This is a genomic window from Clostridioides sp. ZZV14-6154 (genome assembly GCF_020657785.1).
In the GTDB taxonomy this organism is placed as follows: Bacteria; Bacillota; Clostridia; order Peptostreptococcales; family Peptostreptococcaceae; genus Clostridioides.
On sequence record NZ_JAGWCY010000004.1, the window covers coordinates 1 to 22,880 of the forward strand.

Here is a 22,880-nt window from a genome sequence, read left to right on the forward strand (position 1 = left end):
ATAAATGGTAATCATAAGGGTTAGGAACTAGCCTAATAGCTTGGAGATACTGATAACAATAGTTATCTTGACCAAGAAGCCACCACTTCAAACATTACCGTAGGTAGTTAAGTGGATGGTAGTTCACGAAAGAGATTATGGAAACAAGAAAACAACGTGATGTTATGGATTCATTTTGTAAAGTAGTTACATATAGAGGATATGATATAACCATAGGTGAACTTTTTTCTATAGGAGAAGAATATACATCCAATCTTCTAAAAAGCGTAAATGGAGGAGCTGCATATCCTATTGAAGATTGGAGTGATTGGTTCGAGGACTTTTTCATCATGTTGGCGAATATATAATATATAAACTAATTAGTTATATTATATATTTAAAGTTAAGAAAATAATTGAGAGATTAAAATATTTAAAAATAAGTGTAAATTTTATCAATCTTAAAAAAGGATTAACTTATTTCTAATAAATTTAGAAAAAATTAAACTAAAATAAGCTGACAAAAATCGATATGAGCTAATGATTTATAAAAGTTAGATGAAAAAATATAAGATATTTCTAAAAATTCAAAAAAAACAATAAGTTTTACCATCTCAGGTGTTGAAAAAAAAGATAAAAATAATTTATATGGAAAAAATAAAATTATACGTAAAAAAAAATTGAAATAAAAATTAAAAATGTCGATAAAACGTTAATTTCAAAACAAAATAACGCTATTGACAAACCATATTGCTTTAAATTATAATTATTGAAAATAATGATATTTAAAAATCATACTCATGTCATAGTCTAAAAGTAAGTCAAAAAAGAATGTAAGTCTAAGCAAGTACTACTCTAAAATGTGTTTTATTAAAAAATAAACGTTGAAAAAAATTAATTATTATATAAAAATGCTGTTTATACTTTAACAATGAGGTAGTAATCTAATTAGAATAAAAAACTCTAATTAGTTATATACATAGTAAAAAGGTAAGAGAGGTGATTTGGATGGCTTTTGAAATAATAAAAAGCATTGTTGAGGCAGAGCAGACAGCAGACAGTATTAAAGTAAAAGCTGTTACTGATGCAGAGTCTATCAGAGCTGATGCTGTAAACGAATGTGAAAGCATCTTGGCTGATGTAAAAAAGCAAGCAAAGCTTATGGAAGAAACTCTTGTTGAGAAGGCAGTCACCGACAGTAAAGCAGAGGTTGATAAAATCTTGGCAGATGCTAAAAGTGAATGTCTGAAAATTGAAAAAACTGCGACAGAAAGACGAAGTAAGGCAATCGAGGCGGTTATTGGAAAGGTAGTGAGATAATATGGCAATAGTTAATATGAACAAGATATCTATTGTTGGCTTAGAAGCTCAAAAAAGCCAAATTTTAAAGCTACTTATGAACCGTGGATTTGTTCAAATTGATGATAGTGCCTTTCTTACTGAAATGGATGAGTTAAAAAATCATCTTACAAAAGATGGTGAGGAGTCAGAGGTTATAATGTTAGAACAGAAGATGGCACATGTGAATCAAGCGATTGACATTGTTTCTTCACTAGTGAAACAAAAAAAAGCTATGTTTGCACCAAAAAGAGAATTTAACAAAATTGACAGTGAAAAAGAAGAGGAAATTTATGCTGAAGTTTTGGAGTTAAATAATCTAAATAAAGAGATAGGTACAATAAGGAGTAACATAAATTTATTAAATAATAATAAAAGTATGTTAGAGCCATGGGTAAACTTTGATGTTCCTTTTGAAAAGATGGAAACTAAGTATACAAAAACTATTCTAGGAACGATACCCACAAACGCAAATATTGATGCTTTAAGAGTTAGACTAGAGGATGAAGTGCCAGAAAGTGTTCTTGGAATTATTGACTCTGACAAGTTAATGAACTATGTTTATTTAATTACTTTAAAAGAAACTTTTGATAATGCTACAGAAGTTCTTAAAGAATTTAATTTTTCAATAGTTACATTACCAAGTGAGGAAGGAACACCATCACAAGCTATCAAGAAATACAATGAAATGATAATTAGACAGGAAAACGTTTCTAAAAATAAGACAGAAGAAATCAAAAATCATGGAAATAATATACACATGCTTGAAAATCTATATGATTTTTACACTATAGAAAGAGACCAGAAAAAGATTATAGAGAGACTTGTAAAAACAAAAACAACATTCTGTCTTAATGGTTGGTTGCCAAGTAAAAGTGCCAGTGAGCTAATTAATGAAATCACAGAAAAGTTTGATTGTTGTGTTCAAACAGAGGAAGGAAATAAAGAAGAAGGTTTCCCAATTCTACTTGAAAACAATAAACTTGTAACACCTTTTGAAAGTGTAACAAACATGTACAGTTGTCCAAGCACAAAAGATATTGACCCAAATACAATTATGACTTTCTTTTATGTTATATTCTTTGGAATGATGCTAAGTGATGCTGCATATGGGATAATAATTGCCCTAGTTTGTGGATTTATTATATACAAATCAAAGATGAAAAAGGGTGAAGGAAATTTAATTAAACTTATTGGTATTTGTGGAGTTTCAACTACTATATGGGGTCTTATATTCGGGGGTATTTTGGGGGATTTAATTCCTATAAAAGCTTTAATTAATCCTTTAGAGGATGTTATGGTACTTATGGGGATGTCATTACTGTTCGGTATTATCCATATATATGTAGGTTTAGGAATTAAAGCATATACACTAATAAGAGATGGAAAGGTCATAGATGCAATTTGTGACGTAGGATTTTGGTATTTATGTATAACAGGGGTATGTCTACTTATAATACCTTTTGTTGCAGGAGATATAGGCGTATTTTCTGAAGTAGGAAAATATTTAGCAATTATAGGTGCTATAGGTCTTGTTCTTACTCAAGGGAGAAGCTTTAAAGGAGTACCTGTTAAGCTTTTTAAAGGATTTTCAAGTCTTTATGGTATAACAAGTTATTTTGCTGATATATTATCTTATACAAGAATTATGGCTCTTTGTCTAACAACAGGAGTTATAGGGCAGGTTATCAATCTTTTAGGGGCTATAGCTGGTCCAATATTTGCAGTTGTAATTGGTGTTGTAGGACACACAATAAACCTTCTTATAAATGCACTAGGTGCATATGTTCATACAAGTAGGTTACAGTATGTAGAATTTTTCAATAAGTTTTATGAAGGCGGAGGAGTTCCTTTTGTTCCGTTTAAGTATAAAACAAAATATACAAGCATTAATAAAAAGGAGATGTAAATATGGAATTTTTAAACGCGTTAGGAAATGGTCAATTTTTGGCAATATCAGGAGCTGCTATAGCAGCGTTATTTGCAGGTATGGGTTCTGCTAAAGGTACTTCAATAGCAGGGCAAGCCGCAGCAGGTGTTGTAACAGAAGACCCTAGTAAATTCGGTCAACTTCTAGTTTTACAACTTCTTCCTGGTACACAAGGTCTATATGGATTTATCATAGCTTTCCTTATTTTATCAAAAGCAGGAATTATTGGTGGAGATGCGATACCAACATCAGCTCAAGGTTTACAACTTCTTATGGCAGGGCTTCCAATTGGTCTAGTTGGTTTAGTATCAGGTATTGCACAAGGTAAGGCAGCAGCAGCAGGGGTTGGAATAGTTGCTAAAAGACCTGAAGAACTTGGTAAAGCTATAACATTTGCAGCTATAGTTGAAACATATGCTCTTTTAGGACTACTTGTTTCTTTCTTAGCTTACAATGGAATTGCAATTGGATAATTATAGAATATAATTCATAAGTAAAAAAAATGAAAAGGAGGAAGCACTCCTATGGGTAATGAACAAAAAATGATTGACAGAATTATAGCTGATGCCAAGCAAGAGGCGCAAGAAATATTGGATAAAGCTAAAATTGAAACAGATTCAAAGATAAGCTCAGCTAATGAAAAAGCTGAAAAGGAAATGGCTTCCTATACAAAGCTTGCAGAGGCAGAAGCAGAAAAAGCAGCTTCTAAAGAAATATCAGGAGCTTATATGGAGGCAAAGAAACAAATATTATCAAAGAAACAACAGATTTTAGAAGAAGTAATTTTAGAAGCTAAAAATAAACTTCTAAATCTTAAAGATAGTGAATATGAAAAAATTATATTAAATATGATTGAAAAAGCGAATTGTACAGATGGTTCTGAGATAGTATTATCTAAAAAAGATAGAAAAACATTAAAAGATGTATTATCTAAAAAAGACATCAAAGTGTCTGATGAAACTAGAGATATTACTGGAGGTTTCATAGTTAAAAAAGGTGATATTGAGTATAATTATTCGTTTGAAGCTATAATTGCAGTAGAGCATGAAGATATTGAGCAAATTGCAGCAGAAATTTTGTTTAATTAAGGAGGGGGGTTAAAAAATGGCAGAAGAAAAAACTTATCCCTATGCCGTGGCACGAATAAGAGTGCTTGAAAAACAGCTTCTTAACAGACAAATGTTTATTCAAATGGCAGAAGCTAAAAGCCCTGAAGACTCTTTAAGAATTATAGCAGAAGCAGGTTATACGGATTCGTCAAACAATAATGTTCACAATTTTGAGAATGTTTTGACTCAAGAATTATCTAAAACATATGAAATTCTTAAAGGTCTAGCCCCTGAAGAAAAATTTGTTGATGTATTCCTTTATAAAAATGATTATCATAACTTAAAAGTTTTGATTAAAGAAGAAATCTCTGGTGTAGATGGCGAAAAGTACTTAATTGATGGAGGTACAATTCCACTTGCTAAGCTTAAAGAATCTTTAGCAAATCGTAGTTTTAGTGATTTACCTAAGATAATGGCAGGAGCAATAACAGATGCATTTGAGATTTATAGTAAAACACAAAATGGTCAAATGGTTGATATTGTTTTAGATAAAGCAACTTTTTCAAGTATGAAAGAGACAGCTACAGAAAGCCAAAATAAATTTGTAATAGATTATGTTATGAAAGTTTGTGATTTAACAAATCTAAAGAGTTTTATAAGAGTTAAAAATATGAAGAAAGATTTTGATATGTTTATGAATGTGTTTGTTTCAGGTGGTTCACTTGATAAAGAAAAATTCTTAGAAGCTTTTTCTTCAGACACTCCAGCATCATGTTTTAAATCTACTTCTTACTCTGATGTCTGTAAAAATGGTATGGATAGTGGATTTACTGTCTTTGAAAAACTTTGTGATGATTATCTTATGGAATATGTTAGAGACGCAAAATTTAAACCTCTTACACTAGAACCGCTAATTGCATATTTATATGCTAAAGAATCAGAAATAAAAACAATTAGGATTATTATGACTAGTAAGCTTAATAATATAGACGCAGATACTATAAAAGAAAGGCTAAGGGATGCTTATGTATAAAGTAGGAGTAGTTGGAGATAAAGATAGCATCATGGGATTTTTAGCTCTTGGAATAGATATCTTCCCAGCCTATGATAGTGACGAAATTAAAAAAAGTATACATAAGTTGGTTGAAGATGAATATGCGATAATTTATATTACAGAACAGGCGTCATTGCTTGCAAAAGAATCAATAGCAAAATACAAAGACTATCAACTTCCTGCTATTATAGTTATTCCAGGTATTGGAGGAAGTATGGGATTAGGTATGAATGAAGTAAGAGAATCTAGTAAACGTGCTATAGGTGCAGATATATTATTTAAAGAATAGATGCAAATTGAATAAGAGACAATCTCAAATTTTGTTAATGCTAAAAAAATGTATTGATAAAATATAGGAGGGAATATTTAAATTTTGATAAAGTATATGATTGCAGGTGAGAGAATATGAAAACAGGCACAATTGTAAAGGTGTCAGGACCGCTTGTCGTAGCGGAGGGCATGAGAGATGCGAATATGTTTGACGTCGTAAGAGTTTCTGATAAACATCTTATAGGCGAGATTATTGAAATGCATGGAGATAAGGCTTCTATACAGGTTTATGAGGAAACTTCTGGTCTAGGACCAGGAGAAGAAGTGGTTTCTCTTGGAATGCCTATGAGTGTTGAGCTTGGGCCAGGTCTTATTTCAACTATTTATGATGGTATTCAACGTCCACTTGAAAAAATGTATGAGATTTCAGGTACTAATATAACTAAAGGTGTTGAAGTATCTTCACTTGATAGAACAATTAAATGGGAATTCAAACCTAAAAAGTCTGCTGGTGATAAAGTAGTAGCAGGAGATATAATTGGGGTAGTTCAAGAAACTGCTGTAGTGGAATGTAAGATTATGGTTCCTTATGGAGTAAAAGGTACTATAAAAGAAATATATTCTGGAGAATTTACTGTTGAGGATACAGTTTGTGTTATCACAGATGAAAAAGGTAATGATATAGCTGTAACTATGATGCAAAAGTGGCCAGTTAGAAAAGAAAGACCATATAGGGAAAAGAAAACACCAGATTCACTTCTTGTTACAGGTCAAAGAGTTATAGATACATTTTTCCCAATTACAAAAGGTGGTGTAGCAGCTATTCCAGGGCCTTTTGGAAGTGGAAAAACTGTTACACAGCATCAGCTTGCTAAATGGGCAGATGCAGATATAGTTGTATATATAGGATGTGGAGAACGTGGAAATGAAATGACAGATGTTCTTCTTGAATTCCCTGAACTAAAAGACCCAAGAACAGGCGAGTCACTTATGCAAAGAACAGTACTTATAGCCAATACATCAGATATGCCAGTTGCTGCACGTGAGGCCTCTATATACACTGGTATTACAATAGCTGAATATTTTAGAGATATGGGATACAGTGTTGCACTTATGGCAGACTCTACATCAAGATGGGCAGAGGCTCTTAGAGAGATGAGTGGTCGTTTGGAAGAGATGCCAGGTGAAGAAGGTTACCCAGCGTATTTAGGTTCGCGTCTTGCTCAATTCTATGAGAGAGCAGGAAAAGTAAACTGTCTAGGTATGGATGACAGAGAAGGAACTCTTACAGCAATTGGTGCTGTTTCTCCTCCTGGTGGTGATACATCAGAACCTGTCAGCCAAGCAACACTTCGTATAGTAAAAGTATTCTGGGGACTTGATGCTTCATTAGCATACAAACGTCACTTCCCAGCAATTAACTGGTTAACAAGTTATTCACTTTATCAGGAGAAAGTTGATGTATGGGCAGATAAAAATGTAAATGATAATTTCTCAGCTCAAAGAGCTCAAGCTATGAAACTTTTGCAAGTTGAATCTGAGCTTCAAGAGATAGTTCAATTGGTTGGTGTTGACTCACTTTCAGATGGAGATAGATTGATATTAGAAGTTACTCGTTCTATAAGAGAGGACTTCCTTCATCAAAACTCTTTCCATGAAGTTGATACTTATACATCACTTCATAAACAATATAGAATGATGGGGCTTATTCTAAAATTCTATAAGTCAGCACAAGATGCTATTAAGCAAAATGTTACTATAAATGATATTATCAAGCTTTCAGTTCTTGAAAAGATTGGTCGTGCTAAGTATGTAGAAGAAGATAAACTAGATGCTGCTTACGATGCAATTGAAGATGAAATAGACAACGAGCTTGCTGACCTTATTAAAAAGAGGGGGGCTGAAGAACTATGATAAAGGAATATAAGTCAATACAAGAGGTAGCCGGTCCTCTTATGCTAATAAACGGCGTAGAAGGTGTAAAATTTGATGAACTTGGAGAAATTGAGCTTTCAAGTGGAGAAATTCGTCGTTGTAAAGTTCTAGAAGTAAATGAAGATACTGCACTTGTCCAACTTTTTGAAAGTTCAACAGGTATAAACCTTGCTGAAAGTAAAGTACGTTTTTTAGGAAAGAGTCTTGATTTTGGAGTTTCACCAGACATATTAGGTCGTGTTTTTAGTGGGATGGGTAAACCTATTGATGGTGGACCAGAAATTATACCAGATAAGAGACTTGATATAAATGGTGCACCTATAAATCCAGCAGCGCGTGATTATCCAGCTGAGTTTATACAGACTGGTGTTTCTGCAATAGACGGACTTAATACCTTGGTTAGAGGGCAAAAACTTCCTATATTCTCAGGTTCTGGTTTGCCACATGCTAATCTTGCAGTTCAAATTGCAAGACAAGCAAAAGTTCGTGGAACTGACTCTAAGTTTGCCGTTGTATTTGCAGCTGTTGGTATAACTTTTGAAGATGCAGATTTCTTCATAAGTGATTTTAAAGCAACTGGTGCAATCGACCGTTCTGTGGTATTTGTAAACCTTGCAAATGACCCAGCAGTAGAGCGTGTATCTACACCTAGAATGGCACTTACAGCAGCAGAATACCTTGCTTTTGAGCAAGATATGCATGTACTTGTTATAATAACAGATATTACAAACTATGCAGAAGCATTACGTGAAGTTTCTGCAGCTAAAAAAGAAGTTCCAGGACGTCGTGGATATCCAGGTTATCTTTATACTGACCTTGCTACAATGTATGAAAGAGCAGGAAAAATGAAAGGGCATGAAGGGTCTATAACAATGATTCCAATACTTACAATGCCTGAGGATGATAAAACACATCCAATTCCTGACCTTACAGGATACATTACAGAAGGACAAATTATACTTAACCGTGAACTTTACAAAAAAGATATACAGCCTCCTATAGATGTTTTACCATCACTTTCTCGTCTTAAAGATAAGGGAATTGGTAAAGGTAAGACTCGTGAGGACCATGCAGATACAATGAACCAGCTTTTTGCAGCATACTCAAGAGGTAAAGATGCAAAAGAACTTATGGCAATACTGGGTGAATCTGCACTTTCTGAAATTGATTTAATGTATGCAAAATTTGCAGATGAATTTGAGAAAGAATACGTTTCACAAGGGTTTAGAACTGACAGAACTATTGAGCAGACATTAGAAATTGGATGGAAGCTTCTTAGTATGTTACCCAAAAGTGAACTTAAACGTATTCGTGATGAATATTTTGAAAAATATATGCCTAAGGAGTGATATCTGTGGCTAGATTAAATATAAATCCAACACGTATGGAAATGACTAGACTTAAGAAACTCCTTAAAACTGCAACAAGAGGTCATAAGCTTCTTAAAGATAAGCTTGATGAACTTATGAAACAATTTCTTGAAATTGTAAGAGAAAATAAGCGATTACGTGAAGAAGCAGAAAATGCTCTTGATGCTGCTTATAAAAATTTTATAATTGCAAGGGCAGTTATGAGTCAGGAGTATCTAGGTTCAGCACTTATGATGCCAAAACAATCTGTTTCTGTAGGTGTTTCTACAAGAAATATAATGAGTGTTGATGTTCCTGTGTTTGACTTTAAAACTGAAAACAATCAAAGTGATATTTATCCTTATGGTCTTGCTTTTACATCAGGGGAATTAGATTCTGCTATGGAAGCATTTTCAGATGCAATGGAACCACTTTTAAGACTTGCAGAAAGTGAAAAAAGTGCACAGCTTCTTGCACAAGAGATAGAAAAGACACGTAGACGTGTTAATGCTCTTGAAAATGTAATGATACCAAATTACATTGAAACTATTAAGTATATTGCTATGAAGCTTGAAGAAAATGAGAGAGCAAGTACTACTAGACTTATGAAGGTTAAGGATATGGTGCTTAAAAAAGCACTTGAAGAAAAAAAGAAAAATGATTTAGTTGGATAATTAAATACTTATACAAAATAAGCCTAACGTCCTAGTTTATAGGAGTTAGGCTTATTTTGTACAATATTTCAACACTCCTGATGTAAAAGTTATGTATATTCTACCTTGTATATAAAAAAACTTCAAATAAAATCATACTCGTATGGGTAAAAGGGTGTTTTTTATAAGAAGTTTTATGAAGATACAAGGGTCTATATGCATAGAACTTTGTAAAAAAATAATAAATTTAACAAAAATTTCTAAAAATTAACGAATTGTTAATTTACACTTAACTTCATATTAACAAATTAGGTGTATTATATAAACATAAGCAAAAACAATAAAAAACAATTAAAAAAATATAAAAACACAAAAAAGGGGGAAGATATGAAAGAATTTATATTTACTTGTCTGTGTATTGTAGTAATTGCATTTATGACAAGTTGCATATCAACAACACCACAAACTACTCAAGGAAAAGGAAATAATAAACTTACAATATATGCAGCATTAGAAGAAGAGCAAATAGCTTACTATATGGAAGGATTTAGAGAAGAGTATCCTAATATTGATGTAGAAATAGTGATGGATTCTCATGGTGTAATAGCTTCAAAATTATTAGCAGAAAAGGATAATCCACAAGCAGATGTTATATGGGGATTATCAGCAATGAATATGATAGAACTAAAAGAAGATGGGGCACTTGAAGCATATAAGCCTAAAAACTATGACAAGGTAGATAAGAGATTTAAGGATACTGGAAAAAATGTATCATGGGTAGGTATGAGTGTACCAGAGACAGCATTAGTAGTTAATTATAAAGAACTTGAAAAATTAGGGTTGGATGTTCCAAAAGGATATAATGATTTAATAAAACCAGAGTACAAAGGTCTTATAACAATGCCAAATCCAGCATCATCTGGTACAGGTTATCTTACAGTATCAGGACTTATCCAAATGATGGGTGAAAAAGAAGCTTATAATTATATGGATAAACTACATAAGAATATAGCTACATATACACATTCAGGTTCAAAACCTGCAAAACTAGCTGGTTCAGGAGAATACCCAATAGGCATTACACTTGGATATAGAGCTACACAGCAATTGTCTAGTGGAGAACCTATAGAAGTAGTATTTCCAAAAGAAGGTTCAGGTTGGGATTTAGAAGCAAATGCTTTGGTTAAGAAAGATAATATAAAAAAAGAAGCAAAATTGTTTTTAGACTGGGCAATAAGTGATTCAGCTATGGACAGATATGCACATGAAGTAGCAGTGACTTCTATAAAGACAGATAATACTGTACCAAAAGGTTACTCTAAACGTCCATTAGAACAGTTGATTAAAGAAGTTGATTTAAACTCTGCATCAAAAAATAGAAGTGAAGTGTTAAAAACTTGGGAATCAAAATATGGTTCAAAATCTGAAAGTAAGTAAAAGTTAAATGGATTTTTTAATAAAAATAGAGAAAAAAACTTATAAGAAAAATTAAAAAACAAAATTAAAAAAACAAATATAATTGTATAAGGGGAGATTAGATATGAGTTACTTAAAAATAAATAATGTGTTCAAGAGTTATGACCAAAAAAGAGTGTTAAATAATATTAGTTTAGATATTGAAGAAGGTGAATTTCTATGTTTACTTGGGCCTAGTGGATGTGGAAAAACTACATTACTTAGAATAATAGCAGGGCTTGAAGATGTAAATAGTGGAGCTATAATTCTTCAAGATAAAGATATCACGGATTTAGAGCCATCAAAGAGAGGTTTTGGGATAGTATTTCAATCATATGCATTATTTCCAAATATGACAGCATATAACAATATAGCTTTTCCGCTTAAAGAAAGAAAGGTACCAAAAGAAAAGATAGATAAGAAGGTTAGAGAAGTGCTTGAAACAGTTGGATTGAGTAATGAAGCTCATAAGTATCCTAAAGCATTGTCAGGAGGTCAACAACAGAGAATTGCAATAGCAAGAGCATTAGCACTTGAACCAAAGTTTTTACTTTTAGATGAGCCAATGTCTGCACTTGATGCAAAGGTTAGACACAAACTTAGAATGGATATTAAAAAGTTACAGAAAGAATTAAATATAACAACAATAATGGTAACACATGACCAGGAAGAAGCTATAACTATGGCAGACAAAATTGCAATCTTAAATGGTGGTGACATAATGCAGATAGGGACTCCAGAAGAAATATATCAAAATCCTCAAAACCTATTTACAGCTCAATTTATAGGAGATACAAACTGTTTTGATAGAGGAGATTCTATATTAACTGTAAGACCAGAATATGTTCAAATAGAAAAGTCAACAAAAGAAAATTATCATGGAACAATATCTAATATAGAATTTAGAGGGAATCTATTGAGAGTGGAAATAAAAGATAAATTAAATGAAAACTTTATAATAAGTGATGTTTCTATAAAAGAATGGGTTAATTTAAATTTAGTAGAAGGCGACTTTGTAAGTGTAAGTATAGATGAAAAATACTATTTAAAGTATCCAAAAGTTAAAGGAGCATAAATATATGAATAATAATGCTATAAGTTCTAAAAGTATAAATATTAAATCTAAAATGAATTTAGATATAAAAAAATGTATACTTACAGTATTAGTTATGTCTTTGGTAATATTTTTATTGGCACCCATAATCTATCTGTTTGTACAAGCATTTTTAGATAAAGATGGAGTTTTTGTTGGGTTACAAAATTTTAGAGAATATTTAGCTTCTGAAGCACTGTTAAATTCTCTGAAAAATACAATATTTGTATCTGTTATATCAACTATAATATCTTTAACACTTGCACTAGTCTATGCATATGCACTAACAAGAACAAAGATTAAGTTTAAAGGACTTCTTAAATCTATAGCGATGTTTCCTATGTTTGCTCCTACAATGATGCACGCTATAGGTTTGGTATATTTATTTGGAAACCAAGGAGTAGTGACTAATTTACTTGGAATAAATATTCCGATATATGGTTCAATTGGAATAGTATTAGCACAAATTATATATGTATTTCCTCAATCATTTCAGATACTTTATATATCACTAAACTCAACTGACTATAGATTATATGAAGCTAGCAATGCTATGGGAATAAGCAAGATAAGAGAGTTTTTAAGTATAACGATACCTAGTATTAAGTACTCTTTAATAAGCTCAGCATTTGTATCCTTCACATTGTGCTTTACAGACTTTGGAGCTCCAAAAGTTATTGGAGGAGATTTCAATGTATTATCAATAGATGTATACAAGCAAATTATAGGGCAGCAAAATATGCCTATGGGAGCAACTGTATCAATATTACTTTTAATACCTGCAATAATATCTTTTATAGTAACTAAAAAAATCGAAAAAAATCAAAATTCATATATAAATTCAAAATCAATCCCATATAAGGTTAAATCTAATAAGTTAAGAGACAGTATGTTTGGAGTCATTGTAGGAATTATTGCATTTGGAATAATAGCTGTAATGTTGACTGTAATCTTATCTTCACTAATATCTGTTTGGCCATATGATTTAAGACTCACACTTGAACACTTTTCTATGAAAAGTAGTATTGATGGAATTAAGCCATTTATAAATTCAATAGAAATGTCATTACTGACAGCTATTCTTGGTACAAGTTTTGTTTTCTTATTTGCATATCTAAACGAAAAAACAGAAAAAGCTCCATATTTAAAGTCATTTGGATATTTTTTAAGTACATTGCCTATGGCATTGCCAGGGTTAGTGTTAGGTATAGCTTATGTACTATTTTTTAATAAATTAGAGTTTAATTTGATGGATACAATATACATTAAAAACTTATTTAATGGATTGTATGGAACATTATTTATCATGGTTATATGTAATGTAGTACACTTTTTCTCAGTGGCATTTATAACTGCAACTACAGCTATTAAGAAAGTAGACAAAGAATTAGACATGGTGGCAAAATCGATGGGAATAAATAGTGCATCAATTCTTAAGAATGTAACAATACCACTTTGTTTGCCAGCAGTTTTAGAAAATTTTATGTATTTTTTCTTAAATTCTATGGTAACAATATCAGCGCTAGTCTTTATATATACAGCAAGTTCGAAGGTTGCAGCTATATCAATTGTACAGTTGGATGATAAGGGAAGTACAGCACAAGCAGCAGCACTGGCTGTATTGATATTAATTACAAATGTACTAGTTAAAGTAATTCATGAATTTATAAAAAATCGTTTGGAAAAAAGAGCAAATTTTAATTAAAGAAGTTATTGTATAAAAATACACATATAAAGAAGTCTATTCTTATAATTTATTGTTTATAGAATAGACTTTTTTATATAAATTTAAAATAAATATTAATCGTTTTTATTAGTTTTTCTTTTATTATAATACATTTCAGAATCTGCACGATGGTATGTATCAAATAAAGAGGTATCTAAGTTTTCATCAAAGACAGCATATCCAATAGACATGGATAAATTTAATTCATTAGTAGAGTTTTCTTCAATTATTTTTAAGTTAATCTTATCGACAATACTATCTATTTCTTCACGATAGGAATCTTTCAAAATAATTATATACTCATCTCCACCAACACGATAAACTATATGCTTTTTATTTATTACATCTTGTATAATTTTACTTGCATTTTTGATGTATAAATCTCCTGTTTGATGGCCAAATTTATCATTGATTTTTTTAAGACCATCTAAATCTATTGACATTATAGAAATTGATATTTTGAGATTTGAATTGTTTAAGTTATTCATATCTATTTCAAAAGCATTTCTATTTTTTAAGCCTGTTAGATAATCAGTATTGGCAAAATCAGTATATGTAGGATTAGATATACGTTTAAATAGGATTACTGCTACTAATGCGGATATTAAACAAGTTAATAAAGCTATAAAAGGAGTAACTATACTTATAAATCTAAAAGTATTGTATTGATGTTTTGCTTCAAATTCAATTCCCATTACTCCAACGACTTTACCGGCATCATTATGGATAGGAAAATACGATATAAATATGTGTCCCCAGGATGTTTTCTTTATTTTTTTAGGTAGCAATATATTATTATCTAGTGCTTTGTTAAGGTCGCCCCAAATCTCTTTTTCTATCAAATCACCAGCATTTCTAAAATCACTTCTAGATGAATCTAAACCATCAACAACATATACCAAGGAGTTGTCTTTTGTTTTTTTTGCAGTGTATAGGTACATAACTCCAGTAGTATTTTTTACAGATTCCAATAGCACCTTAGCACTTTTATAAGACTCTTTTGAGTGGTCTTTTTCAGAATTAATTTCAATAAAGGTATCTTTATCAAGATTTTTTTCTACATATTTATATATATGTCTTGACCTTTCACTTAAAGTATAAATCATATCATTATAAGTGAGTGCATAATTAAAAAAATAAACACATGAAGAAGAAATTATTACAATAATTGCAGTAAGTATTGAAACTTGCATATCGACTCTATTGAATTTTTTATTTATTTCCATATCCCAAATTTTTTGTGAAAAAATGTTTCACAAAATCTCCTCATAATTAATGTATAGCTATAAATATTACCATAATATACATATATATTATCAAAATCATCTAAAAATTACAATCTATAATTTAGCTTAAAGGATTCAAATACAAGGCTTTCTAGAATTACACTATACTTTAATAAATAAACATTATAATATCTTAATAGTATTTGTATTATAATTATTTTATTTGTCAATACCTGCTAATATATCACATACTATGTCAATTCTTTTAAATGGTGTAATGATATAATAACCATCTACATAAGGTTCAATTTCTTTTGCTATTTGAGTTGATATATTGATAGCAAGTTTAGTAGCTTCTTCCTTTGAAGCGTCTTTGTACATATCTATAATTTCTTGTGAGACAGTAATTCCTGAAATTTCATTATTCATAAAACAAGCATTTTTGTAACTTACTACAGGTATAATTCCACCCAATATCTTTGCAGGAAGTATTTCCTTAACTTTTTTTAAGTTTAATAGAGCTTGTTCTGTTAAAACTGGTTGAGTTAAAAACATAGTAACTCCATTTTCTATTTTAATCTTAGCATGCTTAAGTTGAGAATCAAAGTTTGTTGCATTTATATTTAAAGCTCCAAATATATTAAATGGCGTATTAAAGGTATTTTCATTTAAAGTTTTTATGTAATTTGCTAGTATAGAGGAGTTGAAACTAAACATAGCTTTTATTTCATCTCTTTCAGCAGAAGGTATAGGGTCCCCAGTTACTACTAACACATTGTTTATGTTTTCAATATTTAATCCTAAAAGAAGAGCTTTTGTAGCATTAATGTTTCTATCCCTACATGTCATATGTGGTATAGGGGTGATGTCTAATTCTCTCTTTATTTTGCAAGCTAATAAACTACTATCAACTCTTGCTCTTGCTATAGGGCAGTCAGCAATTGTTATTGCATCAACTCCATAGTTTTTTAGTTTTTCAGCACTATTCATAAAAAAATCAATATCTGTATCAATAGGAGGGTCTAGTTCAACTGCTATAATTTTTTTACCTACAGCAAGCTTTTCTAAGAGCTCGTTTTTTGTTACAGATTTAATTTTTTCTTTTGGAGAAATATCATTTTTTATGTCAACATTGCCTTTGTATGAAGAATTTATTATTTCAACAGTCTTTTTAATAAATTCAGGTGTTGTACCACAGCATCCACCTAGTATATGAACTCCTTGATTTAATATTTCTAGCATCTGTTCTGAAAAATAGTCTGAGTTATCTTCAAAAAATGTACGATTATTGATAATAGTTGGATAGCCTGCATTAGGCATAATAGAAACTATATTGTCATTAATATCAAGTGTCTTTATAAAATGTAATAAATGGTGGGGACCAGAGATACAATTAAATCCTAATGCATCAATATTTTTGTCCTTGGAAATAGATTTAAAGATATTAGTTCCACTTTTTCCAAGCCTAGTAAAGCCCTCTGGATTAACTGCAAATTCTGTTAAGATAAATGCGTTTGGTTGTTTTTCCTTTATATAACTTGAGATTTCTGGTAAATATTCATCACTACTAAATGTTTCAAATAGAAAATTAGTTGCTCCAATTTCTAAAAATACATCTACTATTTTCTTATAATCAGGTAACAAATCTCTATCATTTAGAGCAGGTATTGGGCCAATATCAGCAAATATAAATACATCTGTATTTCTTGTTGCCTCTAATGCAATTTCATAGCCACTTTTTATAATATCTTTGACCGTTTTAAAATCACACTCTAGAAGTGTTTCATTTGCTGCAAAAGTATTTGTCTTAATAGCCATACATCCAGCTTTTATATATTCCTTGTGTATAGATAATATTGTAGATGAATCGTTTATATTGGCCATTTCACAATTGAAAGGACTATTTTTTAGTTTAGAATAGTATGTACCCATTGCACCATCAAAAACTAAAACAGAGTCTTTAATATATTCATTTATGTTCATTGCTTCACCTCACACGAATTTAAAATATTTTAAGTATTAGTATATCAACCCAAAAAAATCTTGTCAATATTTGGAAAACATAGTGGAGCATCTTAGCTTATATAACAAGTTTGCTAGTGATTTTGATATACTTGCTTAACTGATATTAAAATAAGAACTATAATAGTGATATAGGGATATAATTATATATATTGCCATAAGTCAAAGACAAACACTGTAGTATTTTTCTAGAGTTGATAAATTTTGAAGCTATATAGACCTATGATTTATATTAAACTATTAAAAATGATTATTATAATTAAATTTTTATAAATAGGGTATATTGTATAGAGTAAAATTTGTATTCATGATTGGAAATAATAATGTAAATATCCAAAGTGTTAAGTATACTGTTATAGAGAAATAACACATGATAGATTATAAAGACAGAGGTGGAAAATGAAAAATAGACTTGATTTAACAGAAGGAAGGATTACTGAAAAGTTACTTAGACTATCACTTCCAATAATGGGGACTTCATTTATACAAATGGGATATAATATGATAGACATGATATGGGTTGGTAAAGCTGGAAGTAAAGCAGTAGCCGCAGTTGGGACAGCTGGATTTTTTCCATGGCTTGCAATGGCATTTATTATGATTTCAAAAGTAGGTGGGGAAGTAAAGGTAGCACAAAGTATAGGAGAAAATAATATAAGCACAACTAAATCATATATAAAATCAGCAGTAGAAATAAATATTATGTTGGCAATAATGTATACTATGGTTTTGATAGTACTCAATAAACAACTAATAGGGTTTTTCAGATTGGGAGATTTAGAAGTTATATCTATGTCCAGACAATATTTAATAATAGTAGCTTTAGGTATGGTATTTTATTTTATCAATCCAGTATTTACAGCAATTTTCAATGGACTTGGGAATAGTAGAACACCTTTTTGCATCAATACAATAGGCCTAATAACCAATATTATACTTGACCCTGTGCTAATTTTTGGATGGGGACCTGCTCCAAAACTTGGAGTTGCAGGGGCTGCTATTGCTACTGTATTTGCACAAATAGTAGTTACTACGTGTTTTCTATATATAATATTTAAGAGTAAAGAGGAGTATTTTAAGATAAAAATCTTCAGAAAAATAGAACTTAAATACTATAAAGTGCTATATAAATTAGGTTTTCCTGTAGCTATACAAAGTGGAATGTTTACAATATTTTCAATGTTACTTGGTGTAATAGTAGCTTCATGGGGACCTGTTGCAGTTGCAGTGCAAAAAGTAGGGTCACAAATAGAAGCAATATCATGGATGACTGCTGAAGGATTGGCTGTTGCATTAGGAAGCTTTGTTGGACAAAATTATGGAGCCAAAAAGTACTCTAGAATAAATAAAGGATGTAAAATAGCTATAATTGTATCTTCTATACTTGGAATAATGACAACCTTAGTATTGATATTTGCAGGTGGAAGTATTTTTTCTGTTTTTATAGATGAAAGTGAAGCAATAGAAAAAGGAGCGATGTATCTTAAAATATTAGGATACTCTCAATTTTTTATGTGTTTGGAAATAATAACAACAGGAGCTTTTAAAGGGTTAGGAAGAACCTATATACCTTCTATAATAGTTACTGTATTGACTGGTGCAAGAGTACCATTAGCTTATTTTATATCTAGACCAGAAATATTAGGATTAAATGGTGTTTGGTGGAGTATAACACTATCAAGTATATTAAAGGGAATATTAATGATAAGTTTATTTATATATCTGCTTAAACTTGGGAAATTATATAAGGTATCTAAATAAAATTTAATTTGTATTAAATGTATAGACATTTTGTTTATTTGTATATAAAATTAACTTATCATATAAAAGTTCGAATTGATGAGGAGTGAATTAAATGAAAGAACCAATTTATAAAGTTATAGAAAATCATGTAAGAGAACTAATAAATTCAGATAGTTTGAAAGAAGGGGATTTAATCCCATCTGAAAAGCAATTAAGCGAAGAATTTAATGTGACTAGAATGACTGTAAGGTCAGCATTAAATAATCTAGTTAAGGAAGGTTATATAACTAGACAAAGAGGTGTAGGAAGTATAGTGCTCGCAAATAAAATATACGATAATATATCTTCTGTAAGTGGATTTACTAAGGAGATGGAAAATAAAGGTTATAAAGTATCTAATATATTGGTATCTCTTGAAATAGTTCAAGCAGATGAAGAATTATCAAGTAAATTGAACATTAGCTTAGGAGAAAATGTATGGGAGATAAAAAGAGTAAGATTGGCAGATGAAACAAGGGTTTCATATATGATTACATATATGCCAGTTAAGTTATTTCCAAATTTAAATAAGATTCATTGTGAAAATTCACTTTATAATTTTGTAGAAGAAGTATGTGGATATAAAATAGCTATGTCAGAGAGAGAAGTACAAGCTGTAATATCAAATGAGGAATGTATGACTAATTTAAAGATTGAAGAGCCAGAAGCACTTTTATATATAAATCAAGTTTGTAAGTTACAAAATAGTGAGGTTTTTGAATACTCACACACATATCATCATGGATATACTTTAACTTTAAGTGCTGTTGTCGAATAAAAATTAAGAAAAAATGAAAAAGTTTTCTTGAAATGTATATACATTTGATATATAATAATATCAAGAAATAAATGTATATACATTTAAAAATAAAATATATACATTAAAATAAAAATTAATAAATAAGGACACTTTAAATGTATAATTTAAAGATATTGTGACTTAAAAAGATACTTAATAAATTCTAATTTGGAGGTAAGAAAATGATAAAAATAATGTTAGCTTGTTCAGCAGGGATGTCAACTAGTTTATTGGTTACAAAAATGGAGGATGCCGCGAAGGAAAACGGTATAGAAGCAAAAATATGGGCTATATCAGAAGTGAACTTAAAAAATGAAATAGAAAATTGTGATGTCTTACTTTTAGGACCTCAAGTTAGATATGTATTAGGAAAAGCAACTGAAATGGCAAAACCACATAATATTCCAGTAGAAGTTATAAATATGATGGATTATGGAAGATGTAATGGGAAAGCTGTCCTAGATAGAGCAGTAGAATTAAATAATTCAAAATAAAATTGTACTGGAGGATGTAAAATGGAAAAATTCATGTCATTTATGGATAAATATATAGTGCCTGTAGCTGCAAAGGTAGGGGCTCAAAGGCACTTAGTAGCAGTAAGGGATGCATTTATAGCAATGATACCTATAACTATGGTAGGTGCATTGGGAACATTGATAAACAACTTGCCATTAGAAGCGTATAAAAATCTGATGGCAAATATATTTGGAGAAAATTGGACTATGTTTGGAGAAGACCTTTGGTGGGGAGCTATAGGTACGATGGCAGTATTTTTAGTAATAGGTGTTGCCTATTTCCTAGCAAAGTCTTATGAAAGTGATGGATTACAAGCTGGTCTTATAGCACTATCTATATTTTTTATAATGGCTCCACAAATTGGTAAGATAGTTCCAGAAGGTGGTACTAGCGCAGTTGAAGGATGGGGAATGATACAACAGACTTACTTAGGAACAGCAGCACTCTTCTCTTCTATATTAATAGGGTTATTATCTGCTGAGATATTTGTAAGATTATCTAAAGTAAAGAAATTAACTATAAAAATGCCAGATGGAGTTCCACCAGCAGTTTCAAGCTCATTTGCAAAGTTAATACCAGGAATGTTAACTATAATGATATTTACTGTAATAGGAATATTTATAAAAATGCTTTCAGATGGAAGTTTCTTAACAGATATTTTGAATACTTACTTAGGAGCACCACTATCAAACGTAGCTGATAGTTTAGGTTCTACAATGCTTATTGCATTTATAATTCATATACTTTGGACTGTTGGTCTTCATGGTGCAAATATAGCACTTCCTTTTACAGAAACAATACTTATGAAATTAGGTGGAGAAAACGCTGCCTTAGCTCAAGCAGGTGCAACTGAAGGATATCATGTACTTGCAGGTTCATTCTTTGATGCATTTGTGTATTTAGGTGGTTCAGGAATGGTATTAGGATTAGTTGTAGCTTTATTAATAGCAGGAAGAAGACGTAAAGAGATGATATTGTTAGGGGGACCTCCAGCAATATTTAATATAGGAGAACCATTAATATTTGGGCTTCCAATAGTTTTAAATCCTATTTTTATGATTCCATTTGTACTTGCACCAGTAGTGTGTAGTGCTGTATCATATTTAGCAATAGATTTTGGATTAGTAGCACCAGTAATTTTACCTAAAATACCTTGGGTAACACCTCCTATATTAGGTGGAGCAATGGCCACAGGTGACTGGAGTGGAGGAGCTTTAGCACTATTTAATTTAATATTGTCAATATTAATATACATTCCATTTGTTATAGCATCTGAAAAAATGGAAGCTAAAAAATTAACAAAAATTAACAACTAGGTAATTTTATTCAACAATAAACAGATAAAGTTCTGTAATATATACTAAATTATAAGTAAGGATGGTATAATGAGATGAAAAATGGGCTAAAAATAGTTACAATTGGAGGAGGTTCAAGTTATACTCCTGAACTTGTAGAAGGTTTTATAAATAGATATAAGGAGCTACCTGTAAAGGAATTATGGCTTGTAGATATAGAAGATGGAAAAGAAAAACTAGATATAGTAGGGAATCTAGCTAAAAGAATGGTAAAAAAAGCTGGAATAGATATGAAAATAAATCTTACTTTAGATAGAAGAGAAGCTTTAAAAGACGCAGATTTTGTAACAACACAACTCAGAGTAGGCCTTTTAGATGCAAGAATTAAAGATGAAACTATTCCTTTATCTCATGGAGTTATGGGACAGGAAACTAATGGTGCAGGTGGGTTGTTTAAAGCTCTTCGTACAATACCAGTTATATTTGATATAATAAAAGATGTGGAAGAATTATGTCCAAATGCATGGATGGTGAACTTTACAAATCCAACAGGAATAATAACAGAAGCTGTATTCAAATACACTAACTTTAAAAAATATATAGGTCTATGCAATGTCCCAATTCATTTAAAAAATGATGTAGCTAAACTATTCAATGTAGAAAGTGATAGAATAAGTATGGATTTTGCAGGTCTTAATCATATGGTTTATGGTCTTAATGTAGCTTTAGATGGAGAAGATGTTACAAATGAAGCAATAGATAAGTTTGTTAAAGCAGATATAAGTATGCAAAATATAAAGGCAATTGATTTTAATGCTGATTTTATAAAATCTTTAGGTGCTATACCTTGCCCATATCATAGATATTATTATAAAACTAAAGAAATGCTTGAAGATGAGTTATTAGAGTTTAAAGAGGGAAAAGCTAGAGGTCAAGTGGTTAAAGAATTAGAAGAACAATTATTTGAATTATATAAAGATGAAAAACTAGATATAAAACCACCTCAACTTGAAAAAAGAGGAGGAGCTTATTATAGTGATGCTGCTTGTAATCTAATAAGTTCTATATACAATGATAAAAAAGACATCCAAGTAGTTAATACATTAAATAATGGGGCTATAAGAGACTTTAAAGATGAGCAGGCAGTAGAAGTAAGTAGTGTAATAACAAAAAATGGACCAAGACCATTAAGTATAGGATATTTACCAGATTCTGTACATGGGTTAGTAAGTCAAATTAAGTCATTTGAAGTTTTAGCAGCCAAAGCAGCTGTATATGGAGATTATGATTCTGCTCTATTGGCACTTTGTATAAACCCATTGATTCCATCTGATGATTTGGCAAAAACTATATTAGATGAAATGTTAGAAGCTCATAAAGATTATCTTCCTAGATTTAATAGATAGTTTA

The 22,880-nt window shown here is 30.7% G+C and carries 20 protein-coding genes; 18 read left to right on the forward strand and 2 right to left on the reverse strand.

Translation table 11 applies throughout. The features are described from left to right. Positions 1-137 precede the first annotated feature (137 nt). The 13 genes from KGF45_RS10640 to KGF45_RS10700 all read left to right on the forward strand — a co-directional run bounded on the left by KGF45_RS10640 (position 138) and on the right by KGF45_RS10700 (position 13,809). On the forward strand, positions 138-347 hold the full coding sequence (locus KGF45_RS10640) for a hypothetical protein (protein WP_227827687.1): 210 nt from the start codon (positions 138-140) through the stop codon (positions 345-347). A gap of 639 nt (positions 348-986) precedes the next feature. Continuing rightward, positions 987-1,298, forward strand: a complete 312-nt coding sequence (locus tag KGF45_RS10645; protein ID WP_227827686.1) for a hypothetical protein — start codon at positions 987-989, stop codon at positions 1,296-1,298. 1 nt (position 1,299) lies between these two features. Further along, positions 1,300-3,225, forward strand: coding sequence for a V-type ATP synthase subunit I (locus KGF45_RS10650; RefSeq protein WP_227827685.1), 1,926 nt, complete (start codon positions 1,300-1,302; stop codon positions 3,223-3,225). A gap of 2 nt (positions 3,226-3,227) precedes the next feature. Continuing rightward, on the forward strand, positions 3,228-3,719 hold the full coding sequence (locus KGF45_RS10655) for a V-type ATP synthase subunit K (protein ID WP_003422657.1): 492 nt from the start codon (positions 3,228-3,230) through the stop codon (positions 3,717-3,719). Between the two features lie 51 nt (positions 3,720-3,770). Further along, positions 3,771-4,334, forward strand: coding sequence for a V-type ATP synthase subunit E (locus KGF45_RS10660; protein WP_227827684.1), 564 nt, complete (start codon positions 3,771-3,773; stop codon positions 4,332-4,334). Between the two features lie 16 nt (positions 4,335-4,350). Continuing rightward, positions 4,351-5,328 carry a V-type ATP synthase subunit C gene (locus KGF45_RS10665; RefSeq protein ID WP_227839670.1) on the forward strand — a complete coding sequence of 326 codons (978 nt, stop codon included), beginning with the start codon at positions 4,351-4,353 and terminating at the stop codon, positions 5,326-5,328. After that, positions 5,321-5,638 (forward strand): V-type ATP synthase subunit F, encoded by a 318-nt coding sequence (locus KGF45_RS10670; RefSeq protein WP_009893746.1) that lies wholly within the window; start codon positions 5,321-5,323, stop codon positions 5,636-5,638. Before KGF45_RS10665 ends, KGF45_RS10670 begins: the two co-directional genes overlap by 8 nt. Before the next feature lie 116 nt (positions 5,639-5,754). Continuing rightward, on the forward strand, positions 5,755-7,533 hold the full coding sequence (locus tag KGF45_RS10675) for a V-type ATP synthase subunit A (protein WP_227433967.1): 1,779 nt from the start codon (positions 5,755-5,757) through the stop codon (positions 7,531-7,533). Continuing rightward, positions 7,530-8,903 carry a V-type ATP synthase subunit B gene (locus tag KGF45_RS10680; protein WP_227433968.1) on the forward strand — a complete coding sequence of 458 codons (1,374 nt, stop codon included), beginning with the start codon at positions 7,530-7,532 and terminating at the stop codon, positions 8,901-8,903. The genes KGF45_RS10675 and KGF45_RS10680 overlap by 4 nt, the downstream gene beginning before the upstream one ends. A 5-nt stretch (positions 8,904-8,908) precedes the next feature. Next, complete coding sequence (locus tag KGF45_RS10685) at positions 8,909-9,577, forward strand: V-type ATP synthase subunit D (RefSeq protein WP_227482033.1); 669 nt, start codon at positions 8,909-8,911, stop codon at positions 9,575-9,577. A gap of 366 nt (positions 9,578-9,943) precedes the next feature. Beyond that, on the forward strand, positions 9,944-10,993 hold the full coding sequence (locus KGF45_RS10690) for a putative 2-aminoethylphosphonate ABC transporter substrate-binding protein (RefSeq protein ID WP_227827682.1): 1,050 nt from the start codon (positions 9,944-9,946) through the stop codon (positions 10,991-10,993). Between the two features lie 103 nt (positions 10,994-11,096). Further along, the gene (locus KGF45_RS10695; protein WP_227827681.1) at positions 11,097-12,086 is read left to right on the forward strand and encodes an ABC transporter ATP-binding protein; all 990 of its coding nucleotides are present in this window, start codon (positions 11,097-11,099) and stop codon (positions 12,084-12,086) included. Between the two features lie 4 nt (positions 12,087-12,090). Beyond that, complete coding sequence (locus KGF45_RS10700; RefSeq protein ID WP_227827680.1) at positions 12,091-13,809, forward strand: putative 2-aminoethylphosphonate ABC transporter permease subunit; 1,719 nt, start codon at positions 12,091-12,093, stop codon at positions 13,807-13,809. A gap of 95 nt (positions 13,810-13,904) precedes the next feature. Here the strand turns inward: KGF45_RS10700 and KGF45_RS10705 are convergent, their stop codons facing one another. Both KGF45_RS10705 and KGF45_RS10710 read right to left on the reverse strand, forming a co-directional pair. Further along, positions 13,905-15,056, reverse strand: a complete 1,152-nt coding sequence (locus tag KGF45_RS10705; RefSeq protein WP_227842538.1) for a GGDEF domain-containing protein — start codon at positions 15,054-15,056, stop codon at positions 13,905-13,907. A gap of 219 nt (positions 15,057-15,275) precedes the next feature. Next, positions 15,276-17,039, reverse strand: coding sequence for a bifunctional homocysteine S-methyltransferase/methylenetetrahydrofolate reductase (locus KGF45_RS10710; protein ID WP_227842539.1), 1,764 nt, complete (start codon positions 17,037-17,039; stop codon positions 15,276-15,278). A gap of 438 nt (positions 17,040-17,477) precedes the next feature. On the opposite strand from KGF45_RS10710, the gene KGF45_RS10715 reads away from it, so the two are divergent. The 5 genes from KGF45_RS10715 to KGF45_RS10735 all read left to right on the forward strand — a co-directional run bounded on the left by KGF45_RS10715 (position 17,478) and on the right by KGF45_RS10735 (position 22,876). After that, entirely contained in the window at positions 17,478-18,839 is a 1,362-nt protein-coding gene (locus KGF45_RS10715) for an MATE family efflux transporter (RefSeq protein WP_227842540.1), read from the forward strand. Between the two features lie 94 nt (positions 18,840-18,933). Beyond that, positions 18,934-19,638, forward strand: a complete 705-nt coding sequence (locus KGF45_RS10720) for a GntR family transcriptional regulator (protein WP_227827676.1) — start codon at positions 18,934-18,936, stop codon at positions 19,636-19,638. 203 nt (positions 19,639-19,841) lie between these two features. Continuing rightward, a complete protein-coding gene (locus KGF45_RS10725) occupies positions 19,842-20,153 on the forward strand; it encodes a PTS sugar transporter subunit IIB (RefSeq protein WP_227827675.1) in 312 nt (103 codons plus the stop codon). A gap of 21 nt (positions 20,154-20,174) precedes the next feature. Beyond that, complete coding sequence (locus KGF45_RS10730) at positions 20,175-21,491, forward strand: PTS transporter subunit EIIC (protein WP_227842541.1); 1,317 nt, start codon at positions 20,175-20,177, stop codon at positions 21,489-21,491. 74 nt (positions 21,492-21,565) lie between these two features. Further along, positions 21,566-22,876 carry a 6-phospho-beta-glucosidase gene (locus KGF45_RS10735; RefSeq protein ID WP_227842542.1) on the forward strand — a complete coding sequence of 437 codons (1,311 nt, stop codon included), beginning with the start codon at positions 21,566-21,568 and terminating at the stop codon, positions 22,874-22,876. The last annotated feature ends 4 nt before the right edge of the window (positions 22,877-22,880 follow it).